Consider the following 22,224-nt stretch of genomic DNA (forward strand, 5'->3'; position numbering starts at 1 on the left):
GAAAGCTATGATAATACTTACTACTTACTACCTAAATATTTAATATTTATTTCCCTTTCATTCTCGTCACGTACTCGTTATAAAGTTGGTCGAGTTGTGTAGAGTAATGTTTTGCGAGTTCTTCTGATTTGTATTTTTCCATTAAGCGGACTTCGGCGTCAAGCAAGCTGGCGTTGTACACGAAGTTTTCGCTGGCGATGGCAAGCTGGCTGTCGCTTAGGCTAAGATACCAGATCATGTATTCGAGCGATTTGTTGGCAAGCTCGTCGATGATCTTGTTGGCTTTTTCGTTCTGTCCCAGTTGGTAATAAGATTCTGCCATTTGGAAGGCGCCGTTTGCCCAGTCATACGGTACGTTGTATGATGGAATCATCTTTTCGGCGTAGTCGAGTGCGGCAAGTGCCTTATCCTTCTTGCCTTCTTTGATAAGCTGGCCTACGAGTTGCGTGAAGATACGGCGGTGCGTGTAGCACATACGCATCACGTTCTCGTCGATATAGATACCCGGCTTGTCGATACCGCCGAACTTGAACTTGTTCATCAGGTTGTCGTACATCTTTTCGCTGTCAATCTTGCTGTCCAGTTTGTCTGTATCGAATGGCGTGAAACGGTAGGCAAGACCCTCTTGCATAAAGTGGTTACCCATACCCAGATGGTTTTCGCTTCCTACGGTGATTGCCATATAGATAGGACGTTCCCAGTTAGCGTTAGCAAGCATTTCGAGCATCATCAGTTCACTCTTGTAGAGGGCGCGTTTCGGGTTGCCGTTGGCGTCTCTAAGGGTGATTGTCATGTATTCGGGGATAGAGTCGCCCAAAGCTTCCGGTATCTTCATGCCGGAGCGGCGTACGGCTTCTTTGTCCACCTTCATTACGATGCTGTCCGTAGGGATCAGCGGCAGTTGGATATCTTTTCCTGTCTTTTTGAGAAGCTCTTTCAGTTGGTCGTTCTTGCCTAGCATCCAGCGGTTGATGATTTCCTTCAGTTCATAAGGATTCTCACCGAAGATGGAGTGAACGAGTGACAGTATAGTAGTGTCTCCCTGTGCAGCCAGTTCGTTTGCCTGTTTGAAATAGCTGTCGATGAAGGCTTTCATTTCCGTACGGATAGGGATATATTCGTTTTGTCCTTCCACATATTCCACACGGTCCCAAGTGATAGGAAGCGACGGAGAATCGTAGGCCGGACGTTTCATTTGGTCAATATACCAGTCTGTTTGCAAGTAACTTAGGTTACAGGTGCGGGCATCTGTACGGAAGCCTTCCGTTTCCTGGTTGTACCACAATGGGAAAGTATCATTATCACCATTGGTATAAATAATCGGATTCCCTTTCTCTTGTAAGGTCATCAGGTAGTTTTGTCCGAAGTCACGGGCAACGAAGCGTCCGCTACGGTCGTGGTCATCCCAGGTCTGTCCCGCCATCTGGATGGGGACGAACAAACAGAGCACTGAAGCCAGTACGGCTGCCGGAAGTTCCTGCATCTTGCAGTATTCTCGCAGCATACGGATGATACCTGCCACTCCCATACCTACCCAGATGGCAAAGGCGTAGAACGAACCGGCATACGCGTAATCTCGTTCACGGGGTTGTGCAGGGGTTTGGTTAAGGTAGAGCACGATGGCGATACCTGTCATAAAGAACAGGAAGAAGACCACCCAGAATTGCTGGATGCCCCGCTGACTATGATAAGCCTGCCAGAAGAGTCCGATTAAGCCGAGAATCAGCGGCAGACAGTAGAATACATTGTGACCTTTATTGTTTTTGAGATCCTGCGGAAGCAGTTCCTGATTACCTACCAGCAGGTTATCGATAAACGGAATACCGGTGATCCAGTTACCGTGTTCAATTTCTCCGCTACTCTGTATGTCGTTCTGCCGTCCGGCAAAATTCCACATGAAGTAACGCCAGTACATGAAGTTCAACTGGTAAGAGAAGAAGAATTTGATATTTTCCCATTGGTTAGGCATATTTACCATCACCATTTCTCCACACTGGTCGTAAGGAACGTCATGCCCTTTGATGTCTACCCATTGCTTGTAGAGCGGTGCGTGTGACGAACTGTACATACGCGGGAAAAACATATTCTGTGCATATTCATATTCCACACGTCCGGGAAGTTCGATATAAGAGTCTTTTTCGTCGGGAGAAGTCTTTTCCTTACGGACAAACTTGCTTCCGGCTTCCGATTGGCGTGGAATACAATAACCGTCCTTCACGTCGAGTGCCACTTTCGAAGAGTAGGCAGGACCGTAGAAAAGCGGACGGGTTCCGTATTGTTCACGACCGAGGTATTCGCCCAGTGTGAATATATCCTCCGGTGAGTTTTGGTCCATCGGAGTGTTGGCAGTAGAACGGATAACGATCAGTGCGTAAGAAGAATACCCGATTACGATCATCATGGTGCACAGCAATGCCGTGTTCATGGTGCGGGCGGTGATACGCCATCTCTCTTTGATTTTAGCCTGTACACCCGGAGCAAGATAAAGTCCCAGTGCGGCGATAATCAGAATACCGATGATGATACTGCTGGCTCCGTGTCCGTAGAATGGGATACCCAGCAAAGCGATCGTCAGGATAAAGGAGATAGCCATGCGGGCTTTGTTCTTTTCGGTGTAACTTTCGTATACACCCCAGATCAGAGCGGCCGCAAGCAGAATGATATAAACCACTACGCCCGAGTTGAACGACATTCCGAGTCCGTTGACGAACAACAGTTCAAACCAGCCGCCTACTTTCACGATACCCGGTACGATGCCGTAAAGCACGGCTGCAACGAGCACCATTGAACCTAATAGCGCAATTAACGAACCTTTGGCGGTAGCATTCGGAGTTTTCTTGTAGTAATATACCAATACGATGGCAGGCAGACAAAGCAAGTTCAGCAAGTGCACACCGATACTCAATCCGGTCAGATAGGCGATGAGGATGATCCAACGGTCGCTATGAGGCTGGTCGGCTACATCTTCCCATTTCAGAATCAACCAGAAAACGACAGCGGTAAACAGGGAGGAGAAAGCGTATACTTCACCTTCTACAGCCGAGAACCAGAATGTGTCACTGAACGTATAGACCAGTGCGCCCACCAGTCCGCTACCCATAATTGTGATAAGCTGTCCTTTAGTGATATTGTTTTCGTCCGTGATAATCAGTTTGCGTACCAGGTGGGTGATGCTCCAGAAAAGGAACAGAATACAGGCGCCACTCATGAGGGCACTCATGTAATTCACCATTTTAGCAACAGTTGTTACGTCGGAAGCAAATTGAGAGAACAGATTCGCCACTAGCATGAAGAAAGGTGCGCCGGGCGGGTGTCCGACTTCCAGTTTATAGCCGGTGGTTATGAACTCCGGGCAATCCCAGAAACTTGCGGTCGGTTCTATTGTCAGGCAGTAGACGGTTGCCGCAATGATGAATGTAAGCCAACCCATAAGGTTGTTTACGGTTCTGTACTGTTTCATTAGCACTATCGTAGTTTATTCGTTAAAAACAAATTATGAGGTCGCAAAGATAGTGATTTGTAAGGATAATGAGGAAGAAAGTAAGAAATATTAAGTAACGGAGAGGTGATTTACTATCTCTTTCGATTTATTTTTCTACTTTTGCTTACTGACAATAAATGCTTGTGAAGTAATGGACAAGGACGTAAAGCTGGAACAAGAATTCGATCTGGTCTTCAAGGCACACTATTCACTAGTGAAGAAGTTTGCGTTGATGCTCCTCAAATCAGGGCAGGACGCGGATGACATCGCGCAGGAGGTTTTCACACGACTATGGGCCAAACCGCAGATTTGGCAGGACAACCCCGGGATAGACAAATATATCTATGCTATGACCAAACATGCCATTTTTGATTTTCTCAAGCATAAGCGCATAGAGCGGTCTTACCAACAGGCACAGATGGAAGAAAACCTTTTCAAGGACTTGTCTCCGTCGGATGACACGTTGGACGCCATCTATTATAAAGAAATACGATTGGCCCTGCAAATGGCCGTTGAACAGTTCCCCGAGCGCCGCCGGCTGATTTTCGAGATGAGTCGTCTTCATGGAATGAGTTATCTGGAAATAGCGGAAAAGCTTGATATTTCAGTGCGTACCGTAGAGCGTCAAATCTATCTTTCCTTGCTCGAACTAAAAAAAATCGTATATATTTTGTTTTTTCTTCATTTCATTTGAGTACTCTTCATAGTTGTGTCGTGCTATATATAGATTCACTACTAATAGCACAACGATATGAAGAATTATTTTCGGCAGATACTGACCTCGTTCACTAAGAATAATTATTCGGAAACCATCCGGCAGAATGTCTACGGATGGTTGACGGACAAGGAGCATGCCGTAGAAAAGGACAAAGCCTTAAAAGAAATCTGGGCGGCGGCGCACGCTATGGGCGAAGTGTCTCATGTGGAGAAAGAGCTCGAACGATGGAAACGGAATAACGGCTTTCACACAGTCTCTACGCTTCCTGCAACTTCTAATTGTAAAACCCGGATATTGCGTCTTTGGCAGTCCGTAGCGGCTGTTCTGCTGTTGATTGCCGTTTCTCTTGGTTATCTGGTGATGCAGGCGGAGAGAACGCAGAATGACCTTATACAGGAATTCATTCCGGTGGCGGGAATGCGGCATCTTTCTCTTCCGGATGGCAGTCAGGTTCAGTTAAATTCAAAAAGTACTTTGTTATATCCGAAACAGTTTACCGGAAAAGAGCGGTGCGTTTACTTGGTTGGTGAAGCCAACTTTAAAGTAAAGCCCGACAAGAAACACCCTTTCATTGTAAAGTCGGATGATTTTCAGGTGACTGCTTTGGGAACGGAATTCAATGTCAGTGCCTATCCCGAGAATCCGGAAGTCAGCACAGCATTGCTGTCGGGCAGTGTATTGGTAGAGTGGGGAAATCTGACCCGGCGGACCGTATTGCGGCCTGACGAACAGTTGACGTATGACAAAGAGAATCGTCGGTTCCGGGTGGTGCATCCCGATATGGCAGATGTCACAGCCTGGCAGCGGGGTGAACTGGTATTCAACGAAATGACAGTGGAAGATATTATACGCGTACTGGAACGGAAATACGATTATACGTTTGTCTATAGTCTGAATCAATTGAAGAAAGACCGATTGAGTTTCCGGTTCAAGGATAAAGCACCTCTGGCGGAAGTCATGGATATCATTGTCGATGTGGCGGGCAATTTGAAATTCAAGATAGAAGGAGATAAATGTTACATCACACGGAAAATAAATCAATAACTTAAAAACACAATTACCGCCCATGAGAAAAAAGTATCCGGAACAGAGCGCCACTCCATCCCGGATATGAAATAATCAACTTTTCTGCATCAGAGTGTTATGCTCTGTTGATCTGATCTACGTGAATAACAACCTAGTTAACAAACTAATACTTAAAAGTTAATGCTACAAAATTACACATTTATAGCGGATAAGCGAGGTGTAAGAAGAAGTTTTCTACTCTTTTTCTGCTTATTTTTGCTACAAGTAACAGCTTTTGCTCAAAATGACGTGCGGATTACCATCCGTGAAAACAATATCACCGTCATTGAAGCATTGAAGAAAGTGGAAAAGCAGTCGGGACTGTCCATCGGATACAACAACTCGCTGCTGCGTGACAAACCTGCCCTCAATCTCAATCTGAATAAAGCCGGATTGGATTATTCTCTCTCTACTATCCTGAAAGGTACAGGCTGTACCTACGAATTGAAAGGGAAATACATCAAGATTATCCCTCAACCGGTACAAGAAAAACCATCTTCCGATAAACAAATCAAAGGAAAAGTGACGGACGAAACGGGTGAGCCGCTTATCGGTGTCAATATCCAGGTGCAAGGTTCTGCCAGCGGAGTCATTACGGACATTGACGGACACTATTCTATCGAAGCTCTGGCAGGCAGTATACTCAACTTTACCTATGTGGGTTATACTTCCCAAAGTGTAAAGGTCACGGACAAGAACGTGTACAATGTAGTACTTGCTGCCGCAGTAGAACAACTTAATGAAGTAGTTGTGACTGCTCTCGGCATCAAGCGCGAGCAGAAAGCCTTGAGCTACAATGTGCAACAGGTGAAAGCGGACGAAATCTCCGGCATTAAAGATGCTAATTTCATCAACAGTCTGAATGGTAAGGTGGCAGGTGTTACTATCAACAGCAGTTCTTCCGGTGTAGGTGGAGCCAGCAAGGTAGTGATGCGTGGTGCGAAATCTATCGAACAAAGCAGTAATGCGCTTTACGTCATCGACGGTATACCGATGTATAACTTTGGTGGCGGCGGTGGAATGGAGTTCGACTCACGGGGTGCTACGGAGAGCATTGCCGACATTAATCCGGACGATATCGAGAGCATCTCCGTATTGACGGGTGCCGCAGCAGCCGCACTCTACGGTAGTAATGCCGCCAATGGTGCGATTGTTATTACTACCAAGCGCGGGCAAGTAGGCAAGTTGCAAGTGACGGTGAACAGCAATACTGAATTTGCCCGTCCTTTCGTGCTTCCTGAATTCCAAAACCGCTACGGGACGGGAAGCCGTGGGAAAGACGGAGGTTCTACCATCCTAAGCTGGGGAGCGAAGTTGAATGACGCCTCCCGCACCAATTATGAACCGAAAGATTTCTTTGATACAGGACTGATCTTCACCAATTCTGTCACCCTTTCTACCGGTACGGAGAAGAACCAGACCTTCTTTTCGGTGGCGTCGGTCAACTCCGAAGGCATTGTTCCCAACAATCGTTATAACCGTTTTAATTTTACTTTCCGCAATACAACGAATTTCCTGAATGATCGGATGAAGCTTGACATAGGAGCCAGCTACATCATTCAGAACGACCGCAACATGACCAATCAGGGTATTTATTCCAATCCCATCGTGCCTGTTTATCTGTTCCCGCGCGGCGATGACTTCGGACTTGTCAAAGTGTTCGAACGTTGGGATCCGGCACGCAAAATCAATACGATGTTCTGGCCGCAGGGCGAAGGTGACTACCGTATGCAGAATCCTTACTGGATTGCTTACCGTAATCTGCGTCTGAATCAGAAGAAGCGTTATATGCTGTCTGCTCAATTGAGCTATGACATTACCGACTGGTTGAATATATCAGGACGTGTACGTGTGGATAACACACACACCAAGTATGAACAGAAACTCTACGCCAGCTCCAACCTTACGATTACGGAAGAGAGTACGCAGGGACACTATACCATCTCCAAGCCTGACGAAACACAGACGTATGCTGACGTGCTTGCCAACATCAACAAGCGTTTTGCCGACTTCTCGCTTGTAGCAAACGTGGGTGCCAGCATAGTGAACAACAGATACGAAGATTTAAGCTATCGTGGGCCGATTCGTGAAAAGGGAATACCGAACGTGTTTAATGTGTTCGACCTCGACAACACAAAGAAGAAAGCCCGTCAAGATGAATGGCAGGAGCAGACGCAATCTGTTTTCGCCAGTGTGGAAGTGGGTTGGAAGAGTATGCTCTATCTCACACTGACCGGGCGAAACGACTGGGCTTCGCAGCTTGCCAACTCTTCTACGTCTTGTTTCTTCTATCCGTCCGTAGGTCTTTCGGGTGTTATCTCCGAAATGCTGACTTTGCCGGAATTTATCGACTATATGAAGGTGCGCGGCTCTTTCAGTTCCGTTGGTATGCCTTATCCCCGTAACCTGACGTCGCCTACTTACGAATACGATGAGGCCAACCAGCAATGGAAACCCAAGACGCATTACCCTATCAAAGACCTGAAACCGGAGCGTACCAACTCATGGGAACTTGGGCTGGATATGCGTCTTTTCAAGGACTTTAGCCTCGGTTTCTCATGGTATTTGGCGAATACTTTAAACCAGACCTTCGACCCGAAAGTCTCCGTATCTTCCGGTTACAGCAAGATTTATCTCCAGACAGGATATGTGCGCAACTCCGGTGTGGAACTTTCATTGGGTTACGGACATACATGGAACAATAATTTTCATTGGGAGAGCAACTTCACCCTTTCCCACAACAAGAATAAGATAATAGACTTAGTGACCTATTATATCCATCCTGAAACGGGATTGCCTATCACACAAAATCGTTTGGATGTAGGAGGATTGGGCAGGGCACGCTTCATTTTGAAGAAAGGGGGAACATTGGGTGACCTCTATACGCAAAGTGACCTGAAACGGGATAATAGTGGCATGGTGGAGATTGACCCTTCCGGTGCGCTGACCACTGAAGACAACCTACCCGACATTAAGCTGGGCAGCGTATTCCCGAAAGCCAATCTGGCATGGAGCAATCGTTTCGAGTGGCGTGGAATCAGTCTAGGTGCACTCTTTACGGCACGTATCGGAGGTATTGCTTATTCTGCCACACAGGCGGCAATGGATCAGTATGGAGTCTCCGAACGTTCGGCACAGGCCCGTGATAATGGAGGTGTATTGCTTAACGGACGTACTTTGGTAGATGCGCAAACGTATTACAGCCTCATCGGTAACAGTAGCGGATTGCCGCAGTATTACACTTTTAGCGCCACTAACGTGCGTTTGCAAGAAGCTAGCGTGGGTTATACCATTCCACGCAAGTGGTTGGGAAATGTGTGTGACATCAATGTCTCTGTGGTAGGCCGTAATCTGTGGATGATTTATTGCCGTGCACCTTTCGACCCTGAAGCTGTAGCTAATACAGGCAATTACTATCAGGGCATCGATAACTTCATGCTGCCGAGTACCCGTAATATCGGCGTGAATGTGAAAATAAACTTTTAATCCATTAAATCGGATCGTATGAAACAAGTGAAATCTTTTTTAAAGATATTTTCCCTGGGACTTCTTCTGGTTGGCGGAGCAGCCTGCACGGCTAACTTCGATGAAATCAACCGCAAGGAATACGAAGTGACTAAGGGGGAGCAGGGACGTGAGAACTATAACATAGGTTCTACTTTGCGAGGTTTGCAAGGGCTGGTGGTTCCCACCGAAGAGCATCTCTATCAGTTTATTGAGGCGTTGGCGGCAGGTCCGTTTGCCGGATATTTCGGAACTACGCTCGTGCGTACAGATAAATTTGAAACTTATAATCCGTCTGTCGACTGGCAGGACAAGACGTTCGGTGATATTTTCACCCAGTCTTATCCGCTTTACCGTGCTTTGCAGGATCAGAGCGACGATCCTGTGGCGCTGGCACTTGCTAAACTGCTGCGGGTATCTATTATGCACCGTATGACGGATATGTATGGTCCCATTCCTTATAGCAAGGTAATAGATAAGCAGGGCGGTGTTTCGCTGAACGTGCCTTATGATTCGCAGGAGGAAGTCTATGCGCAGATGCTGAAAGATCTGAACGAAGTGACGGATGTATTGAAAGAAAATCTCTCACTGGGCACTGAAGCATTCCGCAAGTTCGACGACGTTTATTACGGCGACCTTGGCAAGTGGTACAAATACGCTAACTCTTTGAAGTTGCGTATGGCCATCCGCATGGCTTATGTCGATCCTACTACGGCACAACAGGTGGCACAGGATGCCGTAGATGCAGGAGTGCTCACTGCCAATACCGACAATGCCCAGATGACAGTGGAAGAAAATCGTGCCTCGATGGTGTTCAACGGTTGGTCCGACCATCGGGTAGGAGCCGATCTGCTTTGCTACATGAACGGTTATCAGGACCCTCGCAGGGATAAGATGTTCACTCAAGTGGAAATCACGGAAACAGTCGGTGGTAAGCCGATAAAAGTATCTGGTTTTGCTGGTATCCGTATAGGCATCGACGTGGCGAACAAGGAAAGCGTGATAGACCGTTATAGCAAACCGATTATTTCCACCTCCAGTCCTTATCTTTGGATGACGGCTGCCGAAGTCACGTTCCTGCGTGCTGAAGGCGCATTGCGCAACTGGTCGATGGGCGGCGACGCCAAAGACCTGTATGAAGAAGCAATCGCTCTTTCTTTCGAGCAGTATGGGCTTCCCGCCACGGATGCCATTGCTTATGCTGCCAATGCCTCCAACACACCGCAAGCCTACACTGACCCTGTGGATGGAATCTATTCAGCCGGAGCCGTCAGCAGCATTACTGTTGCCTGGCAGGAGGGTGCCGAATATGCCGAGAAGAATCTGGAGCGTATCATTACCCAGAAATGGATTGCTATGTTTCCTTGTACGGTAGAGGCATGGAGCGAATATCGCCGTACAGATTATCCGCATTTGCTGCCCGTGGTGGTAAATAGCAGTGGTGGCACTATCGATGACAGTAAGGCTAAGATACGCCGCCTGTGGTACCCGCCTAGTGAATATTCCGGTAACCGCCAGTATATTCTGGAGGCCGTCGGCTTGCTGGGTGGCCCTGATAATGGCGCTACTTCTCTTTGGTGGGACAAGAAACCAAGACAGTAGAGGCACGAGACTGGATATGAGATTTAGAAAACAAGAAAATATAGAAACTAAAACAAGAAGATATGAATATGAAAATTTCCATTCCTGACATCTTCACTCATTTGTTCCTGCTGCTGGTATTGCTTGCTACCGCTTCGTGCAGCGACTGGACCGATCAGAAAGCCGTTGATATTGACCCGCAGCATGCCAAAGAACAGAATCCAGAACTTTGGGCTCGTTACATGGAGGCGCTGCGTACGTATAGACAAAGCAAACACTTTGTCACTTACGGTAGTTTCGATAATGGTGTCGAGGAACCGAAGAATGAAGGTGCTTACCTCCGTTCATTGCCCGATTCACTGGACATCGTAACGCCGGCACATCCTGAAAGACTGACTTCTTATGACTATGAGGATATTCTCCTGTTACAGGAAAAGAGTATCAAGGTGCTCTATTTAGTGGATTATACGGCTCAAATGCCTGCCTTGACCGATGCTGTCAAACTGGGTGCCTGGTTGGATAAGGCTGTTGCTGCCGCTTCCCAGTTGGGGATGAATGGGTTTGCCATTAAAGGTACTCCTCTTTATGGAGGAACGGAAGCTGAACAGGCTGCCCGTCGTGAAGCAGCCCAATTAATCGTCTCCAAACTCTCTGCCGCCGTAGGCGATGGCAAACTGTTGGCATTTGAAGGTGATCCCGCCTTTATTGATGCCGCTGACCTGAATAAGCTGGATTATGTAGTATTGAATACTGTTACGATTACTTCTGCTGTGGATTTAAAGCTCTATGTGGCAGGCGTGATAGAAAACTTCTCAATCCCTAAAGAGAAACTATTACTCTCCGCCAAGATCAATGAGAAGCTAGTGGATGAGGAAGGTGAAAAATTGGACGCTGTTACCGAGATGACAAACCGTGTTGTTTCTCTGGGGCCTGTAGGCGGGCTTGCTATCTATGCTTTGGGTGATGATTACTATCATACGAAGATGAATTATGAAACTAGTCGGTTAGCCATCCAAATAATGAACCCATCTAAATAAGGGGGTGTAACTAAGAGATTATTTATTGTGAAACCTGTAAAACACTATAATGATATGAAAAATAACCCATTTAAATACTTCGTCTTTCTGATGCTGTCACTGCTGATGGCAACAATGGCGGGGTGTACTGAAGATGATATTTCTATGCCTGCCGGGCAGTTGCCGGATGAAACGCCGATGAATAGCGTCGGAGGGCAGTTGTACAGTGGAAAAACTCTTTCTAATAAGATTACTGTCAGCATGTACGAAGATGATGGAGCTGTAACCGAAGAGATATGTTATGCACTGACAAAGCCTGCTACAACGGTTGTTACGGTAAAAGCCATCCCGTCTCCGGAGCTTGTGGCTAAATATAACAGTGACAACGAAACTGATATGAAAGAATTTCCTGCTGCTAACGTAACTTTGGGAAATGGCGGTTCGCTTACTGTGGCTGCTGGAAAGAAAGAGTCCGGGAATATTAGTATAACTCTTTCTCCTGATGGATTGGAGCCTGAAACACTTTATTTGTTAGCGATTGCTTTGACACAAAATCCGGTAGGAGTAGATGCACAAGAGAATAAACAAGTAATTTATTACAGAGTGAGTTTCCGTGAAAAGACTACTATGTGTGAACCTGATGAAGAGGGGCAAACACAAGAAATCCCGCCACTAATGTCTGGTGTAACTACGGTGTTCTATGTGAATACAGAAACGTATAGTCCTTTAATAGCTGGCGTATTGGCAATTAGAGATGAGGGAGTATACCCTCTTCCTCCTTATAGTCGCTTGGGGCATATAGTAAACTTGAAAAGGGCTACGATAGGTTACGATGCTGTTAGCCAGCGTGCTTTGCTCGCATCAGGAAGTGACCTGTCTTACGTATTGGAACATAGAGATAAATACATTCGCCATCTTCAGGAAATTGGCAGTAAAGTTTGTATTTGTATTGAGAATGGTGGTAAAGGCATCGGCTTCTGTAATATGAATGATGCGCAGATTGCTGATTTTGTCTATCAAGTGAAAAGTATAATAGAACGTTACTATTTGGACGGTGTAAACTTATGGGATGATGATAGTAAATATGGTAAGGCAGGGATGCCTGCAATGAATACTACTTCATACCCCAAACTGATAAAAGCTCTTCGCGAGGCTTTACCGGACAAGTTGTTAACGCTGGTTGATAAAGGAGAGGCTACGGAATATTTCTACGATGTAAATAAATGTGGGGGAATCGAAGCTGGTAGATATCTTGATTATGTATGGCATGGTTACTTTTCGCCAACAGAAGTGGTAGAAGCTATTACCCCTAATCCGGAGGGTATCCAAATTTATAGCAAATATTCGCGTAAACCTATTGCCGAACTGGATCCTGCTTGTTATGGAAGTGTAAATATACCTTGTTATTCTGACAATAATCCCACTATAAGACAGCTTGCTGCAGAGAATATAGCAAAATGGAAGGCTGCAGGATATAAAAAGAGCAACATCATTGTTTATGGAGGTGACCTTATCGGTACTGAATATGGGGGCTATGAACAAGCTGTTAAGGTTATGTTGACTGAGTATAGTTTTCAGTCATTTATGGATGAGGGTGATAGCTGGAATTTTGTAAGTGATGAGCTTGTATGGGGAAATGCTCTTTATGGGGCAAATTTTCTGGATTATCAATTAAAGTCTGGTCCCGATAAGAATCCTTACAGAAAAGACTGGTAATTTTTCCTTTGAATATTATCAATAAATACTTTTTCCATAAATAAAGGAAAAACTCGTTCTTTGACATATTGAAATTACCGTTGATAGTTGTCATTTGCTGTGGATTCTTTTCGTAAAAATGTAACTGCAATCTAAACTTATTGATTACTTTTGACCCCGATATATAATATGAATAGTTCGAGGCTATTTATAACAGACATACAAGATGGAACAATTGCAGATAATTCAAAATAAAATATATGAGTTTAGAGGTCAGAAAGTGATGCTTGACCGTGATTTTGCAGAGATGTATGGAGTGCAGACAAAAGTGCTTAATCAGGCTGTCAAACGAAATATAGAACGTTTTCCTTCTGACTTCATGTTTCAGCTTTCGAGTGAAGAAACCCAAGATTGGAGGTCACAATTTGTGACCTCCAATGCTATAAAAATGGGACTAAGACGTAATCCGTATGTATTCACAGAGTTGGGTGTAGCCATGCTTAGCAGTGTATTGAACTCTAAAGTTGCCATTCAAATAAATATGGGGATTATGCGTGCCTTTGTTGCCGTTCGGCAAATGATAAATCTTCCGAAAAGAGATAAGCTTGCAGAACTTCAAGTCGAAGTTGAGGAGCTGAAAGGTTATATAGAAGAAGTATTTGCTGATTATAATGATATTAATGATGATACCCGTATGCAATTGGAACTTATAAATCAGACTTTAGCCGAATTGCAGGCGCAAAAGAAATTGAAAGAAAGACCAAGTAATCCTATTGGTTTTATTCAGCATAAGAAACTGAAAAATGATGATCAGGAATAGAGAATAGTATAGTAAAAGCTTTAATAGTATATCAGACGGTAATTTCGATATGTAAATTTGCCGTCTTTTTTTGTGTTCGGACGGCTATATAAATAGGGCACATAAGTGATTTATGTTTTTGATTAAACTTAATATACGAACTGGTATGAAAACAAAAAAAATACTTCGAGGTATGCTTACTGTCATTTCACCGGCTATCATAACTACGGCCCTGTTGTTATGTGCCACCGGCTGTGATAATAAAGACTATAGCAATGCTTCCCCTTTCGATAATGTCGTTTATCTGGATGCAGCCAAGCTAAAGGACGTGTCCAATTTTACTTTTAACCGTACCATAGAGACGGGACAAAAGGAAATTTCCGCTTTGTTGGCACGTCCTGTAGGCGAGGATATCAATGTAGGTATTAAAGTAGACGCCTCGCTGGTGAATACTTATAACGCCCGCCTTGGTGCTAATTATACCATGCTTGATGCCAAGCATTATAAGTTGTCAGCAGGTCAGACTGTTATCCCGCAAGGTGAGATTAGTTCCAAACCTGTCACTATCGACTTCTCCGGTCTTACTGACCTTGAAATTGATGCAGGCTATTTGCTCCCCATCACTATCGACCAGGTGTCGGGTGGCATGGGTACACTAGGTGGTTCAAAGACTATTTGTTATGTGGTACGTCGTTCCAGTGCCATCACTACGGCTGTCAACTTGAAAAACAATTTCTTTGAGGTACCGGGCTTCGATAAAGATAGTCCTACGGCTGGTGTGGTGAACAACATGAAGCAACTTACTTATGAGGCTATTATCCGTGTAAATGACTTTAAGAATGGTACAATTGCAAGGGAAATATCCACTATTATGGGGATTGAACAATATTGCCTATTCCGTTTGGGTGACGCAGGCTTCCCGGCGCAACAACTGCAATTCTCGTGCAATGAGATTAAATTCCCGAACGCCGACAACAGTAAACTGTTGCAGGAAGGCGAATGGTATCATGTGGCTGTAACGTTCGATACAGAAAAGAAAGTGGCGGCTATCTACGTAGATGGTCGTGAACAGAGCCGTATTGAAGATTATGGTAAAGGAGAAGCTATTAATTTGGGTATGCAGAAGCAGGGTGACTTCAAGTTCAAGATCGGTCATTCTTATGGTGAGATGACGGACTTCTCCCGCCAGCTCGATGGTGAAATCTGTGAAGTACGCATTTGGAACGTAATGAGAACCCAACAGGAGATCTTCAACAATATGTATAACGTAGATCCTACTACTACCGGACTTTGTGCTTACTGGAAATTTAACGAAGGGCATGGTGACATTGCCGAGGATTACACCGGACATGGAAATGATGCTCATGTACATACATCGCCTGCTGTATGGCCGCAAGGCATTGAGGTGACGCAGAAGAACAAAGAATAGTTTTGGAATAAGAGAGTAGAATGATAAAATGCCCCGCCAAGCAGAAATGTGAATTGCATTTCTATGACTTGACGGGGCATTTAGTTGCTTTTTTTTCATTAGTCATAAACTATAAACGTAACTTGCGTTTATAGTTTATCCTTACTCAAGCATAACTTTCCTGTTAGAGAAGAGCAAGTTTACTATTAAGACAACGGAAGTTTACTATTAATAGCTTGGCTGTTAGGTGTTAACACTTTTAATATCAGCTGTTAATGGTTGAGATTTCAGGTATTAATACTCGGGTTGCTGTATACATATGTTTGGGATATTGAGTATGTGTATCCCTAGATATACATACTACACTACAGAAATAATAAGGGGATAACCGTAAAAAGAGTAAATACTGATATCGAACGTTTAGTATTATTCAAAAGTGATTGATTTATTTGTAGATGCAAAAAAGAACAACTATTTTTGTCTTACCTAATAAACAGTAACCTATGTCTGTTGATGTTATAAAGCAGGAACTATTGTCGAAATTGAAGCAGGAACATTGCTTCTGGTCGTACAATGAAGATTCAATCAAAGATATTCCGGATGATATGCTGATTGAAAAAACGTTGTTGCATCTTGATTTAGAGGAAATTAATCAGCTTTTTCTGGTTTATCCTTTCAAGAAAATCAAGCAGGTATGGCTGGATTATCTCATTCCACAAGAGGAATATCTCTATACGTTGAACCGTTTTTTTGCATGGTACTGTTTTAAAGCAAAGAAACCGGACGCTTATATAAAATCTATGGCTACTCGTCACCTAAATAAAATACTTCTATGAAAGGATTAGCTCCACACACACTGCAGATTTTTGAAGCGGTTTCCCAATTGGATTTTATGAAGTGGCGCACTTCCAAGATAGAGAAGATGGAAATAGCTTGGTATCAGATAGAGAAAGAACTAGCTACGATTGGAGAGATTCAGCATAAAGATATTCTGGATATAGATCATGTGGAATATCTTGTGTCAGGAGTGAAATTTTCGTTTTATGCTTGCCCTAAATATTCTCCGGTAAGTGAGCCGGTAAACTATCTTAAAATCCGGTGTGCCTGTCAATGATTTAATATCTTTGGCTTTAAGCTACTCCGGACACAAGCTGAAGTCCAAGAACCTTTTGGCAATGCTTACTAATAGCAACCGCTTTACGAGGGATTCCCATTTTGAGCAGCTTGAACCTGTTTATGATGTGACTGCACAAGAAATAGAGGACTATATAAAGAATTGTTTGCTCTAATTTGTTTGCACGAATCTACCAATGAACTTTTTTGCACAAATAGATTCATGTAGGTCGTCTTTTGCAGATATCTTTAATGATGGTGATGATGTTCTCCTAAAACCCGATGAGGCAATGTGCCGTGTCCCAATAGCTCGATGGGGCAGTTGAAGTTTCTTTCCAACCATTCGGTAGTGACGCCCGTGTCCGGATGGTAATCCAGCGTTTCATTGACACAGGCGATGGATTTTACCTGTTGCAATACAGTGCCGATATCGTGACTGACGAGGATAATGGCACATTCTTTATTGATTTCAGCCAATAACTCATAAAGGCGTGCTTCGAAACGCTTGTCGATATACGTGCTGGGTTCATCGAGAATCAACACTGCGGGATCCGAGATGATGGCACGTCCTAACAAGGCACGTTGCAGTTGTCCGCCGCTTAATTGTCCGATAGAACGGCTCTCAAGCCCCTCAAGTCCCATGCGGGCGATAATCTGTTTGCCTTTCTCTCTTTGTTCGGGAGTGAACCGGGAGGTGAGCGACTTCTGTATGCTCAAGCCGGATAGGATCACTTCTTCCACGGAAATAGGGAACTTCCGGTCTATGGTGCTATATTGCGGTAGGTAACCGAGGAAAAGCTGGGATTTCGCGGAAGAACTTTGGTGGGAGTTTTTGGCAGATGTTTCTGTCGAAGTTCCTTCCGTAGATGTTCTTATGGGAGCCTTCTCGGGAGTATGGAATATAATTTCCCCTCCGGTTGGTTTTAACAGACCGAGGATGCACTTTATAAGTGTTGTTTTGCCGCCTCCGTTCGGACCTATAATACCTAGAAAATCCCGTTCGTAGATGCTTAGATTAACATCGTGGAGAACAGTGCGACCGTCATATCCGGCGGAAAGATTCTTTATTTCGATTATTGGTTTCATTATTGGAAGTGGCTTGATTGGTTCTTTCTTTATGCGTTTATTTGGTGGCGGCTTGCGGCGCAAGGGCTTTGGCTACGTTCAGCATCTCTTCCTCCCAGTCATAACTTAGCGGGTTGATAGGGACCACTTTCGTCCCGGTTTGCTGTGCGATGGTTTCCGCATTGCGTTTGTCAAACTCCGGTTGAACGAAGATAACGCCTACATTTTCCGCCTGACAGAGGTCTATCAGGGCTTTCAGATGAGCGGGAGAAGGTTCTTTGCCTCCTTCTTCAATCGAAATCTGATGCAACCCATAGTCGCGGGCGAAGTAGGAGAGGGCCGGATGATAAATCATGAAGGCTTTGGCTGCTTCGGGGGTGGAGAGTTGATGGCGAATCAGGCTGTCGGTGTGCTGGATGCGCTGACAGAGAGAATCGTAACGGTTTCTATAGTATGGTTCGTTTGCTTTATCCAGTTGGCTGAGGGCCTTGTAGGTATTTCCGGCGATGATTAAAGCATTACCGGTAGAATTCCATACGTGCGGTTCTACGGCGTGGATATGGCCGTCATGACTGTTATGTCCGTGGGTATGGTCATGCTCATCATTATTGAGTATGAGGTCGATTCCTTTGGAGGTGTCGAACACTTGGATATGGGGAGTATTGTTCATCAGGCGGTCCATCCAGGTTTGTTCGAAGCCGATGTATCCGATGCGGAAATAGGCTTTGCTGTCTCCTAAAGAAACAAGTTGCTGGGGGATAGGATCGTATGTCTCCGGGCTGGAACCTTTGGGCACCATGCTGATTACTTTGAATTTATCTCCGGCAATAGCCTCGGTGAAATAACGTTGCGGTTCCAACGTGACGGTTATCACCGGCTTTGTCTCGTCATCGTTACTTGCTTGGGAGGAACGTCCTGTGCAGGCTGCCATCAGGAGGCAGGCACCAAGAAGGATAAGTGTTCTCATATCTTTTAGTTGTTGTTTCATGATTTTTTCTGTTTCGGGGTTTCAATCTTATCTTGTTTCTACTCTTGTTTTCGGGCCCGTAATATTTCCCGTTTACCACCCGGAGGTCCGGGAAGGCGTTCTACTATGAATCCGGCTGTCTGCAACATTCGGCGTACTACACCTTTGGCACAGTAGGTGGTCAGAATTCCGTCTTTATCTAATAAAACATAGAGGCGGTTGAATAGTTCTTGCGACCACATTTCCGGTTGCTTTTCCGGGGCGAAGGCGTCGAAATAGATTGTATTAAACGGAGAATTGAATGTTGAGTATTGAGGAATGACTGCATTGTTGTTGGTGCTGTTCATTTTTGACTCTTCCTGCTTTCCCATTATCCATTGATTGACGTCCGTTTCTATTTTCCGTAGGGTGAAGTGTGGCGTAAGCTGCACGTCTTTTTCCCAGGGCGATGTATGAAGCAGCTTAAACAATTCGATAGCCGATTGTTGTTCTTCTTCATCCGGGGTAAATTGCTCGTCGGTTGTTGTCTGCTTCCGATGTATGGTAAGCAGCTCATCGCTGGAGATATATTCTAGCTGTTCTACTGTCTGCCAGTCCAGCGGATAGAGTTCCAGTCCTGTATAGTGTATCTTTCGTCTGCTTCTTTCCGCTTCTTCAAGGGTGAGCCAAGCGTTGAGTCCTGTCCCGAAGCCGATCTCAAGAACACGTGGAGTAGCAGCAGGAGAGGCTTTCAGCCCCATATCGATGAAAATATGTTGAGACTCCGTGCGTGCCCCTTTCGTCGAATGATAATGCTCATTCAATTCCGGAACAAACAGAGTAGCGCTCCCGTCATCGGTTCTCTCAATTATTCTTTTCATCACCCAATCTTTAATACTTAATACCTAATACTTAATACTTTAAAAAAACACCTACCCTGCCATAGCATCCCAGGCACTTTCGAGCACATACAGGAGGAGGATATAACGTATCAGTTTGCCGACAAACATGGAAACGATAGTCAGCCATGTATTGCTTCGCATAAATCCCAGTGCAATGGCTATCACTTCCCCAATGGCAGGAAGAAAGGTAAAGAATGCCATCAATGCCCCTTTTCCTTGCAGGAACTTCACCATTTTGTCTACCTTTTCCTTCTTTACCTTGAAATATTTCTCAATCCAGTTAATTTTGCCCAAACGTCCCATGTAGTAACAGGTCATTCCGCCCACTGTATTGCCGAGAGTGGCGGATATCAGACAGGCTATCGGGGGCAAACCGAGTTTCACCAGTGCCACCAGCACCAGTTCGGAACTGAAAGGCACGATGCTCCCGGCCAATAAAGCCGAAATGAATAATCCCGGCAGTCCCCATTCTATGAGGAGTTGTATCATTGAATTTACGAAAGTGTCCATATATTAAAAGCGAATAAGAGGATGAGGCCGACCAGTGAAATTATAAAGAACACATTCGAACTTTTACTATTGGTCAGTACAAAGAAATGTCCGATCAGGATGCTGTTGCTTATGATAAGCAAGGGCAACAGAGCACTGCAATATGTCGGTTGTAAGGCAATCAGCAGGAACAGGAAGAGCGTCAGGTCTATCAAAAACTGGAGATAGGCACGCGTGCGTATCTTATCCTCAAATCCGGCAGCGATGCAATGGACGGCACTGACGATAAACATCACAAGCAGATAGCCGAGTATAGCCAATTCCCAAGGCTGAAGGATTTGCAAATTGAAGACTTCTCCGAAGGCTAATAGCTGGTTGAAAGGGCGATAGAACAATTCCATCTCATGATAGAAGAAGGCGTGTCCGAACAGCATCCAGTAGGGTAGCATCCATCCGATCAGCGCACCGCAAAAACTACGCGGGGTGAGCGACTGAAAGCGGTAGGCTTCGAGCAACCAAAGTGCCGAGAGGATGGTGAGCTGTGGGAAAAGAATGCTTCCTGCTCCGATAAAGAAGAAGGAATAGAATAAATAGCCCGCAGCTTGTGCTTGCTGATAGCTTTTAAACAGAAAATAAATAGAAATGAGAGTGCCCAGCGCGACAATGTCTCCTGTGTATAGTAAATGCATTCCCGGACAGACGGTGACCAGCAGGAAATAAATAGCTGTCTGCATGGAGGCCCTCATACGGATAATGCTGAACTGGTTGTTCAGCTCTATCAGAAAGTAGCCGATGATTGCGTAAACCAGAAAGCTGGCAATTCGCTCTGCCCATCCCGAAAGTAGTAAATCGCGGGTGGATTGCAAGAAAGAAGAGCTGTTTTCGACTGCTGTTGAGGCTATGGAGCCGGGAAATAAAAAGTAAGTCAACACCCAGCATAAGGCGCAGATGAAGATAACGGCAGGCAGGGTCCACCGTCCTGCCGTCACTTGACTTTGTAGTCTTTTATTTCTCATTTGTCTGTCAGTTCTTTTGCCGTTCGGCGGGCATATATCATCGCTTTGTAGGATCTGTATACCGTGCAAATAGGAGATTTATACCTGCCGTGGCGTATCATTGTAGGTTGTTTTTTACAAATCGAATCCGATGTCGCGGCGGAAATACTTCTTGTTGAAGTCGATCATGTCTGCCACTTTGTAGCTCTGTGCCAGTGCTTCTTCTTTTGTTGCACCGTAAGAGCAGACGGCAATCACACGTCCTCCGTTTGTCACCACTTGTCCGTCTTTCATGGCTGTTCCGGCATGGAAGATGATGCTGTCGGTGGCGGCAGCCTGTTCCAGTCCACTGATAGGGAATCCTTTTTCGTATGCTTCGGGATAACCGCCGCTGACAAGAATGACGCAACCGGCCGAACGCGGGTCCATCACCAGTGTCTTCTCGTTCAGGTTGCCGGCTGCTGTGCCTTCAAGCAACTCTACGAGGTCGCTCTGGATGCGGAGCATCACGCTTTCTGTTTCCGGGTCGCCCATGCGGACGTTGTATTCGATAACCATCGGTTCACCTTTCACCTTGATAAGACCAAGGAAAATGAAACCTTTGTAGGTGATCTTTTCTTCTTTCAGACCATGGATGGTCGGTTCGATGATGCGTGTGCGTACTTTCTCCATAAACACTTCGTCAGCAAACGGAACCGGAGTCACGCTACCCATACCGCCTGTGTTCAGCCCTTTGTCGCCTTCACCAATACGTTTATAGTCTTTAGCTACGGGGAGGACTTTATAGTTTTCTCCGTCTGTCAGTACGAATACAGAGCATTCGATGCCGCTCAAGAACTCTTCAATCACAACGGTTGCCGATGCGGAACCGAACATGCCGCCGAGCATTTCTTTCAGTTCTTTTTTGGCTTCATCAAGCGTAGGAAGGATGAGGACTCCTTTTCCGGCACAAAGGCCATCAGCTTTCAATACGTAGGGAGCTTCCAACGTTTCGAGGAAGGCAAGACCTTCTTCGATATTTTCGGAAGTGATGCTTTTGTAGCGGGCTGTCGGGATGTTGTGACGCATCATGAAGCCTTTGGCAAACTCCTTGCTGCCTTCCAGTTGTGCTCCTTGAGCTGAAGGACCGATCACGGCAATATGCTTTAGCTCCGGTCGGTTTTGGAAGTAGTCGTAGATTCCTTCTACCAACGGATCTTCGGGGCCTACCACTACCATTTGGATGTTCTCTTTCAGAGCAAAAGCACTGATTGCTTCAAAATCGGTTGCTTTGATGTTGACATTCTCGCCTACGGCAGTTGTTCCGGCATTCCCCGGAGCAATGTATAGTTTTTCAACTTTCGGACTTTGGGCAATTTTCCATGCCAGTGCATGTTCGCGGCCGCCCGAGCCTAGTAATAATATCTTCATCTTTGTATTGTTATAAATTTATACTGTTATCTATGAT

The 22,224-nt window shown here is 45.2% G+C and carries 16 protein-coding genes and 1 pseudogene; 10 read left to right on the top strand and 7 right to left on the bottom strand.

Features of this window, described 5'->3' with window-relative positions; all coding sequences use genetic code 11:
• Positions 1-46: 46 nt before the first annotated feature.
• A complete protein-coding gene (locus GD631_RS04900) occupies positions 47-3,460 on the bottom strand; it encodes a glycosyltransferase family 117 protein (protein WP_143256611.1) in 3,414 nt (1,137 codons plus the stop codon).
• A 172-nt stretch (positions 3,461-3,632) separates the two neighbouring features.
• Here GD631_RS04900 and GD631_RS04905 point away from each other — a divergent pair, with 172 nt between their 5' ends.
• From GD631_RS04905 to GD631_RS04950, 10 genes and pseudogenes are all read left to right on the top strand, one after another.
• The gene (locus GD631_RS04905; RefSeq protein WP_143256612.1) at positions 3,633-4,175 is read left to right on the top strand and encodes an RNA polymerase sigma-70 factor; all 543 of its coding nucleotides are present in this window, start codon (positions 3,633-3,635) and stop codon (positions 4,173-4,175) included.
• Between the two features lie 57 nt (positions 4,176-4,232).
• Entirely contained in the window at positions 4,233-5,243 is a 1,011-nt protein-coding gene (locus GD631_RS04910) for a FecR family protein (RefSeq protein WP_143256613.1), read from the top strand.
• A gap of 162 nt (positions 5,244-5,405) precedes the next feature.
• Positions 5,406-8,750: a TonB-dependent receptor gene (locus GD631_RS04915; protein WP_143256614.1), complete on the top strand. Its 3,345-nt coding sequence runs from the start codon at positions 5,406-5,408 to the stop codon at positions 8,748-8,750.
• An 18-nt stretch (positions 8,751-8,768) separates the two neighbouring features.
• Positions 8,769-10,370: a RagB/SusD family nutrient uptake outer membrane protein gene (locus tag GD631_RS04920; protein WP_143256615.1), complete on the top strand. Its 1,602-nt coding sequence runs from the start codon at positions 8,769-8,771 to the stop codon at positions 10,368-10,370.
• Between the two features lie 62 nt (positions 10,371-10,432).
• Positions 10,433-11,386: a glycoside hydrolase family 18 gene (locus tag GD631_RS04925; RefSeq protein WP_143256616.1), complete on the top strand. Its 954-nt coding sequence runs from the start codon at positions 10,433-10,435 to the stop codon at positions 11,384-11,386.
• A 54-nt stretch (positions 11,387-11,440) separates the two neighbouring features.
• Complete coding sequence (locus GD631_RS04930) at positions 11,441-13,081, top strand: BT_3987 domain-containing protein (protein WP_143256617.1); 1,641 nt, start codon at positions 11,441-11,443, stop codon at positions 13,079-13,081.
• Positions 13,082-13,286: 205 nt separating this feature from the next.
• Positions 13,287-13,880 carry an ORF6N domain-containing protein gene (locus GD631_RS04935; protein WP_143256618.1) on the top strand — a complete coding sequence of 198 codons (594 nt, stop codon included), beginning with the start codon at positions 13,287-13,289 and terminating at the stop codon, positions 13,878-13,880.
• A gap of 145 nt (positions 13,881-14,025) precedes the next feature.
• Complete coding sequence (locus tag GD631_RS04940) at positions 14,026-15,288, top strand: DUF1735 and LamG domain-containing protein (RefSeq protein WP_143256619.1); 1,263 nt, start codon at positions 14,026-14,028, stop codon at positions 15,286-15,288.
• A 482-nt stretch (positions 15,289-15,770) separates the two neighbouring features.
• A complete protein-coding gene (locus GD631_RS04945) occupies positions 15,771-16,103 on the top strand; it encodes a hypothetical protein (RefSeq protein WP_143256620.1) in 333 nt (110 codons plus the stop codon).
• A pseudogene (locus GD631_RS04950) lies at positions 16,100-16,556 on the top strand (nucleotidyl transferase AbiEii/AbiGii toxin family protein). Before GD631_RS04945 ends, GD631_RS04950 begins: the two are co-directional and overlap by 4 nt.
• Positions 16,557-16,629: 73 nt before the next feature.
• Here GD631_RS04950 and GD631_RS04955 read toward each other — a convergent pair.
• From GD631_RS04955 to purD, 6 genes are all read right to left on the bottom strand, one after another.
• Positions 16,630-17,466, bottom strand: a complete 837-nt coding sequence (locus tag GD631_RS04955; protein WP_008770478.1) for a metal ABC transporter ATP-binding protein — start codon at positions 17,464-17,466, stop codon at positions 16,630-16,632.
• Between the two features lie 37 nt (positions 17,467-17,503).
• Positions 17,504-18,433, bottom strand: a complete 930-nt coding sequence (locus GD631_RS04960; RefSeq protein WP_143256621.1) for a metal ABC transporter solute-binding protein, Zn/Mn family — start codon at positions 18,431-18,433, stop codon at positions 17,504-17,506.
• A gap of 38 nt (positions 18,434-18,471) precedes the next feature.
• Entirely contained in the window at positions 18,472-19,272 is an 801-nt protein-coding gene (mnmC2, locus tag GD631_RS04965; RefSeq protein WP_143256622.1) for a tRNA (5-methylaminomethyl-2-thiouridine)(34)-methyltransferase MnmC2, read from the bottom strand.
• 51 nt (positions 19,273-19,323) lie between these two features.
• Entirely contained in the window at positions 19,324-19,803 is a 480-nt protein-coding gene (locus GD631_RS04970; RefSeq protein ID WP_143256623.1) for a YqaA family protein, read from the bottom strand.
• A complete protein-coding gene (locus GD631_RS04975; RefSeq protein WP_143256624.1) occupies positions 19,788-20,798 on the bottom strand; it encodes a hypothetical protein in 1,011 nt (336 codons plus the stop codon). Before GD631_RS04975 ends, GD631_RS04970 begins: the two co-directional genes overlap by 16 nt.
• A 114-nt stretch (positions 20,799-20,912) precedes the next feature.
• Positions 20,913-22,187: a phosphoribosylamine--glycine ligase gene (gene purD / locus GD631_RS04980; protein ID WP_143256625.1), complete on the bottom strand. Its 1,275-nt coding sequence runs from the start codon at positions 22,185-22,187 to the stop codon at positions 20,913-20,915.
• Between the last annotated feature and the right edge of the window lie 37 nt (positions 22,188-22,224).

The organism is Bacteroides luhongzhouii (assembly GCF_009193295.2).
Classification (GTDB): Bacteria; Bacteroidota; Bacteroidia; order Bacteroidales; family Bacteroidaceae; genus Bacteroides; species Bacteroides luhongzhouii.